General features: G+C 71.4%; 15 protein-coding genes and 3 pseudogenes. 12 read left to right on the forward strand and 6 right to left on the reverse strand.

Annotated elements, in window-relative coordinates; translation table 11 throughout:
• Positions 1-71 precede the first annotated feature (71 nt).
• A complete protein-coding gene (locus EBH09_RS10505; protein ID WP_238697264.1) occupies positions 72-1,220 on the forward strand; it encodes a hypothetical protein in 1,149 nt (382 codons plus the stop codon).
• On the opposite strand, the pseudogene EBH09_RS38775 reads toward EBH09_RS10505, so the two are convergent.
• Positions 1,221-1,460 (reverse strand): annotated as a pseudogene (locus EBH09_RS38775) (ATP-binding protein); the annotation flags it as partial. It abuts the gene before it with no gap.
• Between the two features lie 16 nt (positions 1,461-1,476).
• Between EBH09_RS38775 and EBH09_RS38780 the strand changes: the two are divergent.
• The 5 genes and pseudogenes from EBH09_RS38780 to EBH09_RS10540 all read left to right on the forward strand — a co-directional run.
• Positions 1,477-1,605: pseudogene (locus tag EBH09_RS38780) on the forward strand (XRE family transcriptional regulator); the annotation flags it as partial.
• A 402-nt stretch (positions 1,606-2,007) separates the two neighbouring features.
• Positions 2,008-4,236 carry a glycoside hydrolase domain-containing protein gene (locus tag EBH09_RS10525; protein ID WP_121746735.1) on the forward strand — a complete coding sequence of 743 codons (2,229 nt, stop codon included), beginning with the start codon at positions 2,008-2,010 and terminating at the stop codon, positions 4,234-4,236.
• Between the two features lie 14 nt (positions 4,237-4,250).
• Positions 4,251-4,697 carry a hypothetical protein gene (locus tag EBH09_RS10530; protein WP_121746736.1) on the forward strand — a complete coding sequence of 149 codons (447 nt, stop codon included), beginning with the start codon at positions 4,251-4,253 and terminating at the stop codon, positions 4,695-4,697.
• Positions 4,694-5,383 (forward strand): hypothetical protein, encoded by a 690-nt coding sequence (locus EBH09_RS10535; protein ID WP_121746737.1) that lies wholly within the window; start codon positions 4,694-4,696, stop codon positions 5,381-5,383. Before EBH09_RS10530 ends, EBH09_RS10535 begins: the two co-directional genes overlap by 4 nt.
• Positions 5,384-5,499: 116 nt before the next feature.
• Entirely contained in the window at positions 5,500-7,140 is a 1,641-nt protein-coding gene (locus tag EBH09_RS10540) for a DUF2029 domain-containing protein (protein ID WP_121746738.1), read from the forward strand.
• On the opposite strand, the gene EBH09_RS10545 is transcribed toward EBH09_RS10540, so the two are convergent.
• The gene (locus EBH09_RS10545) at positions 7,094-9,268 is read right to left on the reverse strand and encodes a bifunctional glycosyltransferase 87/phosphatase PAP2 family protein (protein WP_193776223.1); all 2,175 of its coding nucleotides are present in this window, start codon (positions 9,266-9,268) and stop codon (positions 7,094-7,096) included. The two genes, EBH09_RS10540 and EBH09_RS10545, sit on opposite strands and share 47 nt — an antisense overlap.
• A gap of 457 nt (positions 9,269-9,725) precedes the next feature.
• Between EBH09_RS10545 and proP the strand changes: the two genes are divergently transcribed.
• From proP to EBH09_RS10560, 3 genes are all read left to right on the forward strand, one after another.
• Positions 9,726-11,108, forward strand: coding sequence for a glycine betaine/L-proline transporter ProP (gene proP, locus EBH09_RS10550; protein WP_121746739.1), 1,383 nt, complete (start codon positions 9,726-9,728; stop codon positions 11,106-11,108).
• Between the two features lie 123 nt (positions 11,109-11,231).
• A complete protein-coding gene (locus EBH09_RS10555) occupies positions 11,232-11,705 on the forward strand; it encodes a GNAT family N-acetyltransferase (RefSeq protein WP_193776224.1) in 474 nt (157 codons plus the stop codon).
• A gap of 86 nt (positions 11,706-11,791) precedes the next feature.
• Positions 11,792-12,463 carry an O-methyltransferase gene (locus EBH09_RS10560; protein ID WP_121746740.1) on the forward strand — a complete coding sequence of 224 codons (672 nt, stop codon included), beginning with the start codon at positions 11,792-11,794 and terminating at the stop codon, positions 12,461-12,463.
• A 28-nt stretch (positions 12,464-12,491) separates the two neighbouring features.
• Here EBH09_RS10560 and EBH09_RS10565 read toward each other — a convergent pair whose 3' ends face one another.
• A complete protein-coding gene (locus EBH09_RS10565; protein WP_193776225.1) occupies positions 12,492-12,884 on the reverse strand; it encodes a hypothetical protein in 393 nt (130 codons plus the stop codon).
• Between the two features lie 94 nt (positions 12,885-12,978).
• On the opposite strand from EBH09_RS10565, the gene EBH09_RS10570 reads away from it, so the two are divergent.
• Positions 12,979-13,386: a DUF1992 domain-containing protein gene (locus EBH09_RS10570; protein WP_121746742.1), complete on the forward strand. Its 408-nt coding sequence runs from the start codon at positions 12,979-12,981 to the stop codon at positions 13,384-13,386.
• 10 nt (positions 13,387-13,396) lie between these two features.
• Here the strand turns inward: EBH09_RS10570 and EBH09_RS38790 are convergent, their stop codons facing one another.
• Positions 13,397-13,960 (reverse strand): hypothetical protein, encoded by a 564-nt coding sequence (locus EBH09_RS38790; RefSeq protein ID WP_238697265.1) that lies wholly within the window; start codon positions 13,958-13,960, stop codon positions 13,397-13,399.
• A 5-nt stretch (positions 13,961-13,965) separates the two neighbouring features.
• Positions 13,966-14,637: a hypothetical protein gene (locus tag EBH09_RS10580; protein WP_121746743.1), complete on the reverse strand. Its 672-nt coding sequence runs from the start codon at positions 14,635-14,637 to the stop codon at positions 13,966-13,968.
• Between the two features lie 165 nt (positions 14,638-14,802).
• Here EBH09_RS10580 and EBH09_RS10585 point away from each other — a divergent pair, with 165 nt between their 5' ends.
• Positions 14,803-15,303, forward strand: coding sequence for a GNAT family N-acetyltransferase (locus tag EBH09_RS10585; RefSeq protein ID WP_121746744.1), 501 nt, complete (start codon positions 14,803-14,805; stop codon positions 15,301-15,303).
• 6 nt (positions 15,304-15,309) lie between these two features.
• On the opposite strand, the gene EBH09_RS10590 is transcribed toward EBH09_RS10585, so the two are convergent.
• Entirely contained in the window at positions 15,310-17,382 is a 2,073-nt protein-coding gene (locus EBH09_RS10590) for an MFS transporter (RefSeq protein ID WP_121746745.1), read from the reverse strand.
• Between the two features lie 169 nt (positions 17,383-17,551).
• On the opposite strand from EBH09_RS10590, the pseudogene EBH09_RS38795 reads away from it, so the two are divergent.
• Positions 17,552-17,990, forward strand: a pseudogene (locus EBH09_RS38795) (hypothetical protein); the annotation flags it as partial.

Below are 17,990 nucleotides of genomic sequence, written 5' to 3' on the forward strand. Positions count from 1 at the left end.
TTCCCCCCACGCTGTTCCCCCCACATCGCCAAAAGGCACTTCCGCTCACCAAAGAAAGCAGACAACGGGGCATGGCAACACGTAGAGGTTTTCTGGGTACCGCGTCGGCCGTCGGGGCGGCGACTCTCTTCACCGGCCAGTCGGCCTCCACCGCCTCGGCGGCGACCGCGGGGATCACCGCGACCGACGAGAAGGCGGCACGCGACGCGATACGCGCGGTCAACACCAGAATGCGCGCGAACTACGCGACCCTCAAGAGTGAACTGACGACGCAACTCAGTCCGGTCGTCGTCGTCTCGAACAACGCCGTCGGCGGACGCTTCACCCTCATCAACGGCGGCAAGCAGGTCGAGACCGTCGACCCGGTCCCGGAGTACTTCGAACTGGCCAAGTCGATCGCCCACGTTCCCCTGGGCCTCTTCTCGGTACTCGCCGCCTACCTCAGCGACCAGGTCCCCAACATCCCCAACGCGGACCGCATCGACCCGCACGACCTGGACATGGTCGTCACCAAGGCACCGGGCGACAAGGGCTGGATCACCCCGCTGAACGCCTTCAAGACCACGCTCCAGACGGCGCACACGAAGCTCGGCACCGCGAATCTCCCCCTGGACCTGGAGAATTCCTGCGACAAGATCCTGAGCGAGGCCGTCAAGTTCATCGACGCCTCCGTCACGGCTCAGTCGTTCGACATGGTGTCGTTCAACCGTTTCGCCGCCACCGTCTACCCGTCCATCCGCGTCAACATGACCTTCGCCGCCACCGCGCAGATCACCGGCATCGAAGGACTCATGAAGCGCTGGCGCACACTGATCGGCGAGAAGGCGTGGAGCGACCTCTACGTCACCGTGCTGTCGATCTGGACCACGGCCGAGCTGAACCAGGCGTCCATCATCATCCGCCGCACCATGAACCAGGCGAAGGTCGACACCCACCTGATCGACCTGCCGACCGTGGAGACCCCCTCGGACCCGATCTTCGTGGCCCTGGACAACCTCGCCCGCATCGTCCAGGACAACGTCGCCGCCGAGATGGTCTTCAACACCGATCTCAAGGTCGCCGACGCCCTCAAGGGCAAGGAGGACCTGCTCTCCGACGAGATCCTCCAGCAGATCGGCGGTACGGCGCCCACCGCCAAGACCGCCGCCTTCGGCACGACGGCGACGGCGACGGCGACGGCCGGCGCCTGCCCGATCACCGGTCGCACCGCGGCGGTGTGATCACCGGGCATCCCCCGCTTCCGGGGCGGGGGATGCCCCTCCGGGCCGCTCGGCGGCGTCCTCGCACTCGAACCACACCGTCTTGCCGTCCCCGGGCCCCACGCCCCACTTGCCCACCACCGCGTCCAGCAGCACCAGCTCTCGCCCGCCTTCGGCGTCGTCGTCAGGCACCTCGCCGGCCAGGACCGATGGTCGTGGACTGCCGTCCGCCACCTCCACCCGGACCCCGCCCCCCTCCGGCCTGCCGCGGCAACAGCAGATCGTGACGGCGCGGAAGCTGCCGACGCCGGAGTTCGGCGAGCGTGTCGACGCGGCCATGGGGACGGGCGGGTCGCTGTCGCGGCTGGTCGACCTGGTGACGCGCAGCCGGCAACCGGTCTGGTTCCTCTGCACGGAGAGGTACGGCAGCGGGCACCCGACCGCCAAGCCGGAGAACGTCGCAGGCTGTTCACTCCAAGACCCCTGCGGGACCGGTCCTCGCCCTCGCCCCCGCCGCCTTCGCGGCCTTCGTCGGCTGGGCCTCCGCCGGGACGCGATGATCGCGCCGCCGGCGCCGCCGACGCTGCCGCTCAGCCCGTGACCAGCGTTTTTGCGCCAACCATGCGCTGATCTTTGCAACGTGTGGTGTCTGTGTGTCTAAAGTGTGCGGGCCTCAGGCACTTGGATCAGGCCAATCCCCTGACACACGACCGCGGCGGGCAGTCATCACCCCTGCCCGACCGGCGCCCGGTCGAGCGCGGCCTCGGGATCGGTGGCGGCCGCCCTCCGACCGAGAGGAAGCCGGCCCATGGCTGACGAAATGGTGCGCGCGGCGCAGCAGTTCATCAACACCACCTATGACAACGGCGCCAAGCTGGGCATATCGAAGCTCGACGAGAACGGCCAGACCAGCTGGACCGTCATGTACGCCCTCACCCGGGCCCTCCAGTACGAACTCGGCATATCCGGCCTGTCGAACAACTTCGGCCCCGGGACACTCTCCACGCTCCAGTCGAAGTATCCGAGCATCCACGCCTCGGGCGCCCCCGGGAACATCGTCCGCATCGTCCAGGCGGGGTTGTACTGCAAGGGGTACGACGGCGGCGGGATCGACGGTACGTACAGCGACCGGGTCAAGGACTCGGTGCTCTCGCTGAAGTCGGACATGGGCGTCGACTTCGCCTACCCCGGCAGCGACGTGGTCCCGAAGGTCTTCAAGGGCCTGCTGAACATGGACCCGTACGTCACCGTCAACGGCGGCTCCGAGCAGATCAGGGCCGTCCAGCAGTGGATGAACGGCGAGTTCGTCAACCGCCGCGACTTCTACATCGTCCCGTGCGACGGCCACCACTCCCGGACCGTCGCCACGGCGATGCTCTACGCGGTCCAGTACACGATCGGCATGGCCGACGGCGTCGCCAACGGCAACTTCGGACCCGGCACGAAGTCCGGCATCAAGGCGCACACGCTGTCGGTGGGGTCGTCCGGCACCTGGGTGCAGCTGTTCACCGCCGGGATGCTGCTCAACCAGCGGTCCGTGTCGTTCGGCGGCACCTTCACCTCCGCCCTGGCCGACGCGGTCCGCTCCTTCCAGTCGTTCGCCAAGCTCCCCGTGACGGGGAAGGGCGACTTCTCCACCTGGGCCTCGCTGCTGGTCTCCTACGGCGACCAGGAGCGCAAGGGCACCGCCTGCGACGGCGTCACCAGGATCACCCCCGACCGGGCCAAGGCCCTCAAGGCGGAGGGGATCAGCATCATCGGGCGCTACCTCACCAATCCGATCCCCGGTGGCGGCAAGCTGCCCGAGAAGGAGATCCAGTCCGGGGAGCTGCAGACCATCGCCGACCAGGGCATGCGCTGCTTCCCCATCTACCAGACCTTCGGCCGGGGCGCGGCCGACTTCAGCTACCCCCTGGGGCGCGCCGCGGGCCAGGCCGCGATCAACGCGGCCCTCGACCACGGGTTCAAATCGGGGACCAGGATCTTCTTCGCCGTCGACTTCGACGCCTACGACTACGAGGTCACCGACAGCATCCTGCCGCACTTCAAGGGCATCGAGGACGCGATGCGCGACGACGGCAACCGGTACACGGTCGGCGTCTACGGGCCGCGCAACGTGTGCACCCGCGTCTCCGACGCCGGCCACGCCTCGGCGTCGTTCGTGTCCGACATGTCCTCCGGGTTCTCCGGGAACTTCGGTTACCCGCTGCCCGCGAACTGGGCCTACGACCAGATCGTCACCAAGACCGTCGGCTCCGGCAGCGGAGCGATCAACATCGACGTCAACATCGCCTCCGGGCGGGACTCCGGGCAGGGGTCCTTCAACGCGCCCCGCGGTGTCAAGCCCGACACCCGCCTCAGCCCCGACGTCACCGCCGCCATGGAGACCGACGTCGGCAAGTACATGGAGTCGCTCGGCTTCCCCCTCGACGGCGGGACGCGGTCCTACCAGCACTGGAAGTGCTTCGAGCGGACCGTCACCGCCCACGACGACCTGATCACCGAGCTGTCCCACCGGCACAACATGCGCAAGGCGCTCATCCAGACCACCGCCTACTGGGAGATGCGGCACATCGACCCGGCCGACGAGGCGGCCTGGGCAGCGGTCATCTCGGCCTTCGTCACGACCAGGCAGTACATCAGGGACACCTCCACGGGCATCGCCAAGCAGCGGGCGGTCACCCTGATCGGGGCGTGGAACCACGCGCTCGACAAGGGCTACGGGTCGGGCCAGCCGCGCCGGGACCTGTCCGTCGACGAGGACAAGTACAACGCGTGGAAGCAGGCGTACGACAGCGAGACGTACGCCCTCACCAGCGTCGCCCTGATCCACCGCTGGGACATCGACGGCAAGCCGGGCGGTGACGACGACTCACCGGCCCTGCGCCAGCCCACCCTGGGCTACACGGACCAGGAGATCTACGAGGTCCTGCGCCGGTACCAGGGCCCGGGTGACGTCGCGTACGAGGAAGCCAAGAAGAGAATGGGGCTCTACTACGTGATGGAGAAGTACAACTCCATCTCCCGCAACCTCTGACAGGAGTACGGCACATGTCAGGCGACGAGCCCTACGCCGAGCACGATGGTGCCCTCCTGCTCCTGCTGATCCTGGCCGGTCTCGTCACCGTGGTGTGGCTCACGGTCCGTGTGATCACCGGCCTGGTCCGCGCCCGGCGGAACGGCACGGCGCTCCTCGGTCCGGCGACCGTGCTGGCCTGGGACGCGACGGTCGGGATGTACACCTGGGGGCTGCTCCACCTGTTCCTCCTCGACGACCACGCCCAGTCCCGGGCCTGCGAGCAGGTCGTCGAAGGCAGGATCACCGGCTACGAACCGACCTTCGTACCACTGCACTTCGGCTGCCGGACCAGTGACGGACGGGTGGTCGAGGCGGTCATCCCGTCCTACCTCAACCCGGCGACCGCACTGCTCGGAATCTGCGCTCTCGTCCTGACCTGGCTCGTCATCGCACACCACAAGAAGGGCACCCACACGTGACCACCCCTCTGTCCCGCCGACTCGTACTGCGCCGTGCCGCCTTCCTGGCCGCGGGCACCGTTGTCGGCACTCAACTGCTCTCCTCTCCCGCCCTGGCGCGGCCCGAGGGCCCGGAGCCCGAGAAGCTCCGCGAGTCGGTGCGCAAGGCGCGGGAGCGCGACAAGCGCGTCCTGAGCGGCGTCCCCTCGCGCAACGGATGGGAGATGGAGAAGACCGCGGACGATCACGGGCACATCTACACCAGACCCGTACCGGGCATTCCGGTCGACGGCGTCCAGGTCCGCATGGGCGACGTCGAAACCGTGCTGGTCCACGTGATCCGCCGCTTCCACTACGAGATCGACGAGCTGCGCCGGGACGACGTGACCGGCTGGCGCCACCCCTCGAAGGTGCGCAAGGGCATGGCCGAGTCGAACCAGGCGTCCGGCACGGCGGTGCAGGTCCGGCCCGGCTCCTACCCGTCCGGAGTGCGAGGCGGCTACTTCCCGCAGCAGTTGGCGGTGGTCCGGGACATCCTCGCCGAGTGCGAGGGCGTGGTTCGCTGGGGCGGCGACGACAAGCACCCGGACGAAGCGCTGTTCTACATCGACGTCAAGCCCGGCGACGGCCGGCTGGCGGAGCTGGCGGAGAAGATCGCCGACTGGGACTGGACTCCCGGCAAGGGCGCTGGTTCCGGCTCCGCCTGACGACAGGCACTGGTGGAATGATCCGGCCGGGACCCGGTCAACGTTTCTGTTCGAATTATCGTCTTCGCACGTGCCCCCGCCGTGCACCCCGATGACGCCGAACGGAAACCCCGACCGTGGTCCCTGCCGCACTGACGACCGTCCCCCGCCCCGAACGGCGTCGGGAGAAACGCCCGGGCGATGTCCTGCGTGCCTTCGGGCGCCGGCATCGCGTGCCCCTGCTCGCCACGCTGCCCACCATCCCGCTGTACGCGGTGTGGTGGGTCTTTCTCGCCACCGGCGGGGGCGACCTGGCCGCGCAGCAGGCGTGGGCCGACTTCGTCTCGCGGCACGGCGCATCGGCGTACGGGCTGTTCTGGTACGGCGGGGTGCACACCGCCAACTACAGCGTGATCTCGCCGTACCTGATGGCCGGGCTCGGCGTGCGCGCGGTCACCGCGGTGTCCGGGCTGGCCGCCTCGTGGCTGGCGGCGGTGCTGATCGTGCGGGCCGGGGTGCGCAGACCGCTGTGGCCCGCCCTGCTCGCCTCCCTCGCCCTGTGGTGCAACGTCGCCTCGGGCCGTACGACCTTCGCGCTCGGCGTCGCCTTCGGGCTGGCCGCCTGCGTGGTGCTGGTCCGGGAGCGGCGGCTCGTCCTCGCCGCCGGGAACGCGGCCCTGGCCACCATGGCGTCACCGGTGGCCGGGTTGTACCTGGCGGTCGTGGGGGCCGGGTACCTGCTCGTACGGGACTGGGGGCGCGCCCTGGTCCTCCTCGTGCCGCCCGCCGCGGTCGTCGGGCTGACCACGCTGCTGTTCCCCTTCACCGGGGAGCAGCCGATGCCGGCGGCCCGAATATGGCCGCCGGTCGTGCTCGCCCTCGCCGTCACCGCGCTGGCCCCGCGTACCTGGCGGGTCGCCCGGTGGAGCGGGGCCGTGTACGCGGCCGGCACCGTACTGACGTACCTCATAGCCTCCGCCGTCGGCACGAACGTCGAGCGGTTCGCCGAGTACTTCGCACCCCCCGTGCTGCTCGCGGCCCTGCTCAGCACGGACCGGACACGGCGGCTCGCTCGTGATCTGCTGATCGTCGCCCTCGTCTTCTCCGTCGGATGGACGGGGAAGAAGACCGCCGACGACCTGAAGGAGTACACCGTGGTGCCCACCTGGGCCACCGAGACGGACGGCGTCGTGCGGGCACTGGACGGGCTCGGGGCCGACCGCACGCGGGTTGAGGTCGTGCCGGCCCGCGACCACCGCGAGGCGGCCGGGCTCGCGCCGCACGTCAACCTGGCCCGTGGCTGGAACCGGCAGCTCGATGTGGAACGCGCCCGCCTCTTCTACGACGGCACCTTCTCCGCGGCCACGTACCGGGACTGGCTGGACCGCTGGGCGGTCGGCTTCGTCGTCCTGCCGCTCGGCAAGCCGGACGGGCCCGCCAGGGAGGAGGCACGGCTCGTGCGGGACGACGGCCTGCGGCCCGAGTGGCTGGAGCCCGTCTGGGAGGACGAGCACTGGCAGGTGTACCGGGTGCGGGACGCCGTACCGCTCGTCTCCGAGCCCGGCACCGTCGTGACGACCACCAGCGCCGACCTGGTGCTCCGCGTGGACCGGCCCGGCCCGGTGACCGTGCGGGTCGCCTGGTCGCCGTGGCTGCGGGCCGACGGCGGGTGCCTCTCCCGGGACGGCGAGTTCACCCGCCTGACCGTCGATGCGCCGGGCGAGTACCGGATCAGCGGCCGGTACGGTCCTTCGCCGGGGCCGGCGGGGCGCTGCTGATCCCCTCGGCGGGCGGGGCGTTGTCCTCGGCCGGCGGCGGGGACGGGGCGGGGACGGCATTCGTGACCGGGGTGGTCTCCTTGGCCGGGGTGTCCTTGGCCAAGGTGGCGTCCTTGGCCGCGGTCGCGGTGCCCATCCGCGCCCTCGGCCCCTGGAACAGGTACGCCAGACCGAAGCCCGCCGCGACCACGGCCGCGCCGCCCACCGCGTCCAGGATCCAGTGGTTGCCGGTCGCCACGATCGCCGCGACGGTGAAGAGGGGGTGGAGGAGGCCGAGAGCCTTCATCCACATCTTCGGAGCGACGATCGCGATCGCCAGCCCGCACCACAGCGACCAGCCGAAGTGCAGCGACGGCATCGCCGCGTACTGGTTGGTGAGGGCCGTCAGCGTGCCGTAGTCGGGCTTCGAGAAGTCCTGCACCCCGTGGACCGTGTCGATGATCCCGTACCCCGGCATCAGGCGCGGCGGCGCCAGCGGGTAGAGCCAGAAACCGACCAGGGCCAGCAGCGTGGCGAAGCCCAGGGACGCGCGGGCCCAGCGGTAGTCGACCGGGCGGCGCCAGTACAGGACGCCGAGGACGGCCAGCGGGACGATGAAGTGGAACGACGTGTAGTAGAAGTCGAAGAAGTCCCGCAGCCAGCCGATCTTCACCACCGCGTGGTTGATCGCGTGCTCGATGTCGATGCGCAGGAAGCGTTCGATGTCGAGGATCTGCCAGCCGTGCTCCTCCGCGCGGGCGCGGCCCGCCGAGTTGCTGCCGCCGGTCGCCGCGAGGCGGACCTGGGAGTAGGCGGCGTAGGTGACCCGGATGAGCAGGAGTTCCAGGAGGAGATTGGGGCGGGTGAGTACCCGGCGCAGGAACGGCAGCAGGGGGACGTGCTTGAAGCGGGTCGGGACCGGGGGCGCGTAGCTCGTCGGGACCGGCGTGTCGAAGTACGGCGAGGTACGGGACAGGAACGGCACGGCGACGGCGGCGGCCAGCGCCGCGAGGAGTACGACGTTGTCGCGCAGGGGGTACAGGGCCGCCATGTTCGGCAGGATCATCTTCGCGGGCAGCGTCATCACCAGGACGACGGCGACCGGCCACACCGGCCGGTCGGAGGCGCGCTTGCCGACCCGGCCGACGAGCGCGGGCAGCACCCACAGCAGCTGGTGCTGCCAGGTCGCGGGCGACACCACGACCGCCGCGCAGCCGGTGATGGCGACCGCGAGCAGCAGCTGACCGTCGCGTGCGTAGCGCACGGCCCGGCGCAGGGCGAGGACGGCGACGGCCGCGCCGAGCAGGAGGAAGAGGGCGATCTCCAGGGGCCCGGAGAGGCCGAGTCGCAGCAGGACGCCGTGCAGCGACTGGTTGGCGAGGTCGTCGGCCTCGCCGCCCAGGCCCACACCGGCCATGTGGTGGACCCAGTAGGTGTAGGAGTCCTGCGCCATGGCCGCCCAGGCGACGGCGGTGCAGGCGAGGAACGTGACGCCGGTGGACACGGCCGCGCGTCCGCGGTCGGTGAACCACAGCAGGGGGACGAAGAGGAGGACGGTCGGCTGGAAGGCGGCGGCGACGCCGATCAGCGCGCCGCCGATCCGGTCGCCGTGTTCGCCGCGCACGGCGAAGCAGCCCAGCAGGACGAGGAGGACCGGGATGATGCTGGTCTGGCCGAGCCACAGCGCGTTGCGCACCGGCAGCGACACCATCAGCAGGCTGACGGCCATGGGCGCCGCCAGCAGTGCCGTACGGCGGCCCACCGGCTTCGGCAGGGCGCGGGCGGCGACCAGGCCGAGGGCCACGACGAGCAGCAGCGAGCCGAAGGTCCAGCCCCAGCCGAGGGCCTGTTCGGCGGCGCGGGTGAACGGTTTGAGGACCAGGCCGACGAAGGGCGTGCCGGTGAACTGCGTGGACTCGTAGAGGGACCCCTCCACGTGCAGGACACCGTGCTCGCCGACCCAGGTCTCCAGGTCCGTCAGGCGTTCCCCGCTCGGGGTGGAGAGGACCGTGGCCAGCTGCCGTACGGCGAGGACGGCGGCGACCAGCCACAGGCCGAGGCGCGCGATCCGCAGCCGTGCTCTGGTCGCATCGACGGCCGGGCCTCCGAAAGCCTCCGCCGGTCGCCCACTGTGCTCCGCATTCGCCACGCCTCGTCGGCCTCCCGCCCCGTTCGTACCGCGCCCGTGTACGCGGTGTGTTGTCCTTGCGAACCCTATGAGGCTCGCACCACCCCCGGGGGGAGACGCAGGCAACCCCCGTTCAACCTGACCGCCGCCCGCTCTTCGCCGCGCCTTTTCCCGACCGCCCGGCCGTTTGTTCGAGACGACGATAGTGCGGGAGCGGTGTCGACGCCTCCCGCGGGAGCGAGAAGGATCACAGGTCACGAGGGAGGAGCGCGCTCCGCGGCGTGCGGATTTCCCTGCGTGCACACCCTTTCCGTGCACTGTGCAACGAAAAGCATACCGGGCGTAAGCGGCGCATCAGCGCCTATGGTCGCTTTTCTGCCCGTGGCCGAGTGCCGCGGACTTCTTTCCGGCCCGGCGACAGCGCCGCCGTGCGGGTCGTGGCGTCCCCGTCCCCGTCGAAAGGTAGGCGAGCGAAGCTTTGTCGGCTGCCCCCGTCGCCGCTCACCCGTCCCGCACGCCCCGCGCACCCCAGTCACGCGCCGCCGGCGCACCCACCGTCACCGACCCCGCGCTCGTCAGGCGTGCCGTGAAGGCGGCGGCGCTCGGCAACGCGATGGAGTGGTTCGACTTCGGCGTCTACAGCTACATCGCCGTGACGCTGGGCAAGGTCTTCTTCCCGTCCGGCAACCCGACCGCCCAGCTGCTCTCCACGTTCGGCGCCTTCGCGGCGGCGTTCCTGGTTCGCCCGCTCGGCGGGATGGTCTTCGGGCCGCTCGGCGACCGGGTCGGGCGGCAGAAGGTCCTCGCCCTCACGATGATCATGATGGCGGCGGGTACGTTCGCCATCGGGCTCATCCCCTCGTACGCGACGATCGGTGTCTGGGCGCCGGTGCTGCTGCTTCTCGCGCGGCTGGTGCAGGGCTTCTCCACCGGCGGTGAGTACGCGGGCGCGTCCACCTTCATCGCCGAGTACGCGCCGGACAAGCGGCGCGGGTTCCTGGGGAGCTGGCTGGAGTTCGGCACGCTGGCCGGGTACATCGGCGGTGCGGGTCTGGTGACCCTGATGACGGCGCTGCTGTCCGACGGCGACCTGACGTCCTGGGGCTGGCGGATCCCGTTCCTGATCGCCGGGCCGATGGGCCTCATCGGGCTGTATCTGCGGATGCGGCTGGAGGAGACACCGGCGTTCGCGGCCGAACTCGACAAGGCGGAGGCCACGCGGCCGAAGGTACCGCTGCGGGACATGATCACCGGCCAGTGGCGGGCGCTGCTGCTCTGCGTCGGCCTGGTGCTGGTCTTCAACGTCACCGACTACATGCTGCTGTCGTACATGCCGAGCTACCTGACGAGCGAGCTGAAGTACGACGAGACGCACGGCCTGCTCGTGGTGCTGGCCGTGATGGCGCTGATGATGGTCGTCCAGCCGTTCGCCGGCGCGCTGACCGACCGGATCGGGCGGCGGCCGGTGATCGCGGCGGGCTGCGCGGGCTTCCTGCTCCTCTCCGTCCCCGCGCTGCTGCTGATCCGCGAGGGCAGCCTGCTGGCGGTGGGGCTGGGCATGGCCGCGCTCGGACTGCTGCTGGTCTGCTTCACCGCGTCGATGCCGTCCGCGCTGCCGGCGCTGTTCCCGACGCGGGTGCGGTACGGCTCGCTGTCGATCGGCTTCAACGTGTCCGTGTCCCTGTTCGGCGGGACGACGCCGCTGGTGGTGACGGCGCTGATCGGGGCGACGGGCGACATGATGATGCCCGCGTACTACATGATGGCCGCGGCCGTGATCGGCGGCGTCGCGGTGTGGTTCATGTCGGAGTCCGCCGGACGCCCACTGCCGGGCTCGGCGCCGGCGGTCGACGGGCGTTAGACGCCGGTCCGGGGGCGGGGCGAGCGGGCCGACAGGCAGAGCGGCCGCCCTCCCCCGGTCGCCCTCGTTTCCCGCGTTCCGCGATTCCGTGCTTCCGCGTTTCCGCTCTGTCAGACTGCCCGGATGATCGTCAGACTCGCGGAAGAGCGTGACTTTCCCGGCTTCCTCGGGCTCGCGGCCCAGGTCGAGCACTGGTTCGGCCCGATGGTCGAGGACGCCGGATTCCATGACGCGGTGCGCGAACACATACGCCGGTCCACGGCGCTGGTCGCCACCCCGGAGCAGGAACCCCTCGGTGGCCCCCGCGGCGGACTCCTGTTCGGCGCGGAGGCGCCGGTCTACCACGTGCACTGGCTCGTCGTGTCGCGGCAGGCCCGGGCGAGCGGCGTCGGCCGGGAACTGATGCGGGACGCGACGCGCAGGTGGGTGCGGGGGCCGGCCGACATCGAGGTGGTCACCTTCGGCGCCGGCCATCCCGGCGCTTCGGCGAGCGGCGCACGTGTCTTCTACGAGCGTCTCGGCTTCACCCCCGCCGAAACCGTCGCGCCGGGCCCGGAAGGCGGCCCCCGCCAACTGTTCCGCCGCGCCGTCGGCTGAAAACGCCCTGTCCCGGCCGGCCGCCCGGCTATCTTCGTTAGCGCACCTATTTAGAAAAGCTAACGACGCACACGGGAGGCCCCGGCATGAGCGACTCGCAGCTCTGGGACGACGTCGACGCCTACTTCACCACCCACCTCGCACCCGGCGACGAGGCCCTGGACGCCGCCCTGCGGGAGAGCGACGCCGCCGGGCTGCCGCAGGTGAACGTCACCGCCGCCCAGGGCAAGTTCCTCCAGCTCCTCGCCCAGGTCCAGGGCGCCCGCACCATCCTGGAGATCGGCACCCTCGGCGGCTACAGCACCATCTGGCTGGCCCGCGCCCTGCCCGCCGACGGCCGCCTGGTCACCCTGGAGTACAGCGCCCGGCACGCCGAGGTCGCCGCCCGCAACATCGCCCGCGCCGGCCTCGACACCCTCGTCGACGTACGCGTGGGTCCCGCCCTGGAGTCGCTGCCGAAGCTCGCCGACGACAACCCGCCGCCCTTCGACCTGGTCTTCATCGACGCCGACAAGGGCAACAACCCGCACTACCTGGAGTGGGCCCTGAGACTCACCAGCACCGGCAGCCTGATCGTCGTCGACAACGTGGTGCGCGGCGGCCGCGTGGCCGACGCCGACGACACCGCCGACGACGTACGCGGCACCCGCGCCGCCATCGAGCTGATCGGCAGCCACCCGCGGCTCAGCGGTACGGCCGTCCAGACGGTCGGCGGCAAGGGGTACGACGGGTTCGCGCTGGCCCGGGTGCTGGCCTGAAGACCGGCCCGAGGACCAGCGCGGGACGTCACACCTCGTGGTAGAAGCCCACGTTGACGCTGCGCGGCTCAGCGCGGTCCTGGACCACTATCTCGCCGCTGCCGCCCCTCGGCAGCGGCACGGTGCCGCCGTAGGCCAGGGGTTGCGCGTGGCCACCGACGGTGAGCCGGACCTCGCAGGAGGGGTCCGGCTGCGAGCCCCGCAGCCAGGTCAGCTGCCACGTGCCGCCGGAACCGCACCGGAACTCCAGATGGACCCGGGAGACGAACAGCCAGTCGTCCGGCGTCGACAGCCGGCACACGGACCTGTCCCGGCCGACCCGCAGCACCGCGTCGGGCTCGCTGGGCGCGTCGGCCATCTGCATGCCGGCCGTGGCACCCGCGTCGGCCGCGGTGACGGCGGCCATGGTGAGTTCGAGCACGTGCGCTCCTTCGCAGACCTCGAGACGTCCGTCGTTGGCGGTCGCCGCCGAATGATAGATCGGCCGGTGGCGCGGTGTCCGGCACAATGGGGTCATGACCGAGCGAAAGCCACCCGGCGTCGACTTCGAGTCCTGGGTCGACAAACAGATCCGTGACGCGGACGCGCGCGGCGAGTTCGCGGAACTGCCCGGCGCGGGCAAGCCCCTGCCGAGCGAAGTGGACGGCGCCTACGACGAACTGTGGTGGGTCAAACGGAAGATGGCCCGCGAGGGCTTGTCCGTGCTGCCGCCCACCCTGGCCCTGCGCAAGGAGGCGGAGGACGCCCTGGAGGCGGCGGCGAACGCCCCGTCGGAGCGGGTGGTCCGCCGTATCGTCGAGGAGATCAACGTCAAGATCCGCGACGTCATGTTCAAGCCGCCGCCCGGCCCCCCGCTGGGACTGAAGCCCTACGACGTCGAAGAGGTCGTACGGCAGTGGCGGGAGCGCCGGGCGGAGCGGTGACGCCCGTGGTTCACAGGCGCATCAGACGGTCCGCCAGCTCACGGTAGTCCCGCAGGGCCAGACGGAGTTGTTCGGTGTCGGTGCTCGTCGCGCGGTCGTCCCCGCCGGTGTCCTGCCAGGACGTGCGCAGCGTGCGGCGGCGGTGCGTCACGGCGTCCGTGAAGCGGGCGGTGATCTCCTCCAGGACGCGGTCGGCCTCCTCGACCGAGGCACGCGGCGCGTCGACGAAGTCGGCCACCGCGTGCTGGAGCCGCTGCCCGAGCTTGTCGCACTCCTCGTGCGGGAGGAGCGTGTCCCCGTGGGCGGCCGGGGTGGTGCTCTCGCGTCGGGCCGCGGACGTGGCGCTGTCGTGCCGGGTCGGGGCGGTGGTGCTTTCGTGCCGGGCCGGGGTGGTGGTGTCCAGGCCGGGGGTGGTCTCGGCGCGGGTGCCTGCGGCGTGGTCGGCGCGAGCGCCGGGAGCCGGGTACGCCTCGTCCGTCCGGTCGGTGCCCAGGGCCGTCTCGCCGTGGGGGTCGGGGGTCTGCCTGTCCCGCCCGGCGGGGATGCCGCCGGGCTGCCGGGTCACATCGGACATGTGCCTCAACTCTCCTTCGGCTGGCGCTTGCTGAGCGACCAGGAGTGGTGCGGGCGGGTGTGGGCGGGTGCGGATCCGTCGCCGCCCGTTGCCGCCCGGTGGCGGCCGGCGTCGTGACGGTCCGGGCGTACCAGGTCCTCGAACAGCGCACGGGCCTCGACCATGGCCTCGCGCATCTCCTCCGTCCCCGCGCCGCTGTCCTGCGCGCCGTCCACGCGCGCGTGCGTCACGCGGTGCACGCGCCGGTAGCCGTCGACGTGGTGGGCGTGGTGCACGGACAGCGCCGCGAGCTGCTCCTCGTACTGTCCGCCGTCGGGGAAGCCCCGGGCGCCGGCCAGCTCCGCGAGCAGCCGGTCCGCCTCGCCGACGGCCTCGCGCGGAGAGTCGACGAAGCGCTCCTGGGCCGCGGTCCAGCGCATCTCGAAGCTCTCGCGCTCGGCCGGGTCCAGCGGCCTCTGGTGCAGTGACCCGTGCCGTTCCACGCGCTCGGCGAGTTCGCGCTCGGCGGCCTTGGTGTCGCCGTCGTGCCGGGCCAGGGCCCGGTCGTATTCGGGCCCGAAGCGCCGCTTCAGGCTTCCGCCGTGCTGGGGGCCCCGCGCGCGCAGGGCCAGTACGGCCGCGACGACGAGCACGGCCGCCACGATCACGATCAAAGCGATGATCACGCCTGTGGACATGAGTGCCTTCCGGGTTCTCGGCCCTACCGGCTCTCCGAACGGGCCGGTTCGCTCTTCGGGTTGCCCCGGACTCCGCTCTCAAACGGCGCACAGCGCGCGCGGAGGCCGCATCGGTGCGAAAATGCGCTTGCGCACGGGGCGGGGCCCCTCCCGACAATGCCGGTCATGACCTGGACCGTCGCCCCGGAACCTCACGACTCCCCTGTCGCCGCCGCTCTCTGGCGCGCGTACTACACGGAGGTCAGCGACCGCTATTACCTGCTGCACGAGGGGCGGCCCACCGACCCCGGCGAGCTGGAGCGGGAGATCGCCGCGCACTCCGGCGCCGACCTCGTGCCGCCCCGGGGGCTGCTGCTGGTCGCGCGGCACGGCGGTGAAGCGGCGGGCACGGCGGGCGTACGGCTGCGGGACGACGCCACCGCCGAGCTGACCCGGGTGTTCCTGTACGAGCGGATGCGCGGCCGGGGCGGCGCCGCGCTGCTCGTGCGGGCCGCCGAGGACGCGGCACGGGCGCTCGGGGCCGAGCGCATGGTCCTCGACACGCGCGGCGACCTCGTCGAGGCCCGCGCCCTGTACGCCCGGCTCGGCTACGCGGAGACCGAGGCGTACAAGGAGGACCCGTACGCCGAGCACTGGTTCGTGAAGCGGCTCCGGCACGCCGCGTGACCGGGCTCAGCCCGCCCGCGCCGGCGTGCGCGGGTCGTGCGGGCGCTCGCGCGCCGAGCCGCACAGCTCGCCGGTGAGTTCCTTCACGAGCTGCACCAGGTCGGTCGGGCGGTCCGGGCCCCACCAGTCACCGAGCAGCTCGGCCAGGGAGTCCTCGCGGGCCAGCGCCAGCCGTTCCGCCACCTCGCGGCCCCGGTCTGTGAGGACCAGGCCGAGTCCCTCGCGGGCGGCGAGGTGCCGTTCCTCCACCTGGCGGGCGGCGGCCATGACGGTGGACAGCGGGACGGGGCTGCGCTCGGCGAGGAGGGCCGGTTCGACCCGGCCGTACCTCCTGACCCGCAGCAGCATCCAGCTCGACGCGGGCAGCAGGTCGTAGCCCGCCCGCGCGGTGATCCTCCGGTAGATCTCCCGGCGCCCCTCCCGGGTGCCGAGCACCGTCAGCGCACGGCACACCTCGTCGTGCGAGGACCGCTCCACCGGGTTGCTGGCGAGGGTCTGCGTGCCGTCCGGTGCCGTGACCGAGCCGCGCAGCCGGTCCTCCTTCAGGAACCAGGCCAGCAGGAAGCCGAGGAGGGCGACGGGGGCCGCGTAGAGGAAGACGTCCGTGATGGCGGAGGCGTAGGCGTGCAGCGCCTCGGGGCGCAGGGCGGGCGGCAGGGCGCCGATGCCGCGCGGGTCGGCCTCCAGGGTGTCCACCGAGACGCCGGGCGGGAGTTCGGCGCCCCGGAAGGCGTCCGCGAGTTTGTCGCCGAGGCGGCCCGCGAAGACCGTGCCGAAGACGGCCACGCCGAAGGCCGCGCCGATGGAGCGGAAGAAGGTCGCGCCGGAGGTCGCGACGCCCAGGTCCTCGTACGCCACCGCGTTCTGCACGATGAGGACGAGGACCTGCATCACCAGTCCGAGGCCCAGGCCGAAGACGAAGAAGTAGGCGCTCATCTCGGCGGTAGCGCTGTTCTCGTCGAGCTGGTGCAGCAGGAGCAGGCCGAGGGTGGTGACGGCGGTGCCCGCGACGGGGAACACCTTCCAGCGGCCGGTACGGCTGACGATCTGCCCGGACACGGTCGAGGACAGCAGCAGGCCGAAGACCATCGGCAGCATGTGCACGCCCGACATGGTCGGGCTGACGCCCCGCACGACCTGCAAGAACGTCGGCAGGTAGGTCATCGCGCCGAACATCGCGAAGCCGACGACGAAACTGATGACGGCGGAGAGCGTGAAGGTGCGGACCCGGAAGAGCTTGAGGGGGAGGACGGGCTCGGCGGCCCTGCGCTCCACGGCCACGAAGAGGGCGGCCAGGACGACTCCCAGCACCGCCAGGCCGATGATCTGCGGTGACCCCCAGGCCCAGGTCGTGCCGCCGAGCGAGGCCACCAGCACCAGGCAGGTCGCGACGGACGCGATGAGGAGGGTGCCGAGGTAGTCGATGACGTGCCGGGTGGTCCGGCGCGGAATGTGCAGCACCGCCGCGATCACGGCGAGCGCGACGATGCCGACGGGCAGGTTGATGTAGAAGACCCAGCGCCAGCTCAGGTGCTCGGTGAAGACCCCGCCGAGCAGCGGTCCCAGCACGCTGGTCGCGCCGAAGACCGCGCCGAACAGACCCTGGTAGCGGCCGCGTTCCCGGGGCGGGACCAGGTCGCCGACGATCGCCATCGACAGGACCATCAGACCGCCGCCGCCCAGCCCCTGGAGGGCCCGGAAGGCGATCAGTTCGGACATGCTCTGCGCCACGCCGCACAGCGCGGAGCCGGCCAGGAAGATCACGATCGCCGTCTGGAACAGCTTCTTGCGTCCGTACTGGTCGCCGAGCTTGCCCCACAGCGGGGTGGCGGCGGTCGCGGCCAGCAGGTACGCCGTGACCACCCAGGACAGATGCTCCAGGCCGCCCAGATCGCTGACGATGGTGGGCAGCGCCGTCGACACGATGGTCTGGTCGAGGGCGGCGAGCAGCATGCCCAGCAGCAGGGCCCCGATCGAGACGAGAACGCCGCCGGAGACCTGCTCCTGCCCCTCGCCCTGCCGCTCACCCCGCTCCGGAGCCGGTACCGGGTCCTTCGCCGCGCGTACATCTCCCGCCATGAAGACCTCCCACGGACGTCTCGCCTTCCATCCCGGTCGGTGTGACCAGTTATGGGCGGTTCAGTCCTGCGAGAAGCCGGTATTCCGGGGGCGTGCGCGTGGGAGTGTGGAGAAGATCTGCATAATCTCTGGAGTTCGCGAGGGGAGTCGCGAGGGGAGGGACGAACGCGTGGAACAGCAGAAGGAGCCGCCGCAGGAGCCGCGGGAGCGGCCCCAAGGGCACTCGTGCCCGGAGTGCGGAACACCCAGGGAGGCGGACAACACGCCCGCCTGCGCCTGCGGGTCCCGGGCGTCCGACGCCCTGCGCGACGCGCGTACGGCACAGGCGGCAGCGGCGGAGGACTTCGATCCGCTGCGCATACGGCCGTACGTCGAACTGGACGGCGGCGCCGGGGAGCCCGGGAGGCCCGAGACACCCGGGGCGCGCGGGACGGTGGCGCCTTCGGGGGCCTCCTCGCCGGGAGCACCCGTGTCCGGAGCACCCACGTCCGGAACGCCCTCCTCCGAACCGGTGTCGGCGGCGGCCCGCCCCGAGCCCGCACCCCCGTCCGCGTCCGCGCCCCCGTCCGTGCCGTCCTCCCCGACCGACCCGGACGCCACCATGACGC

Source organism: Streptomyces sp. E2N166, from assembly GCF_003671715.1.
GTDB classification, from domain to species: domain Bacteria; phylum Actinomycetota; class Actinomycetes; order Streptomycetales; family Streptomycetaceae; genus Streptomyces; species Streptomyces thinghirensis.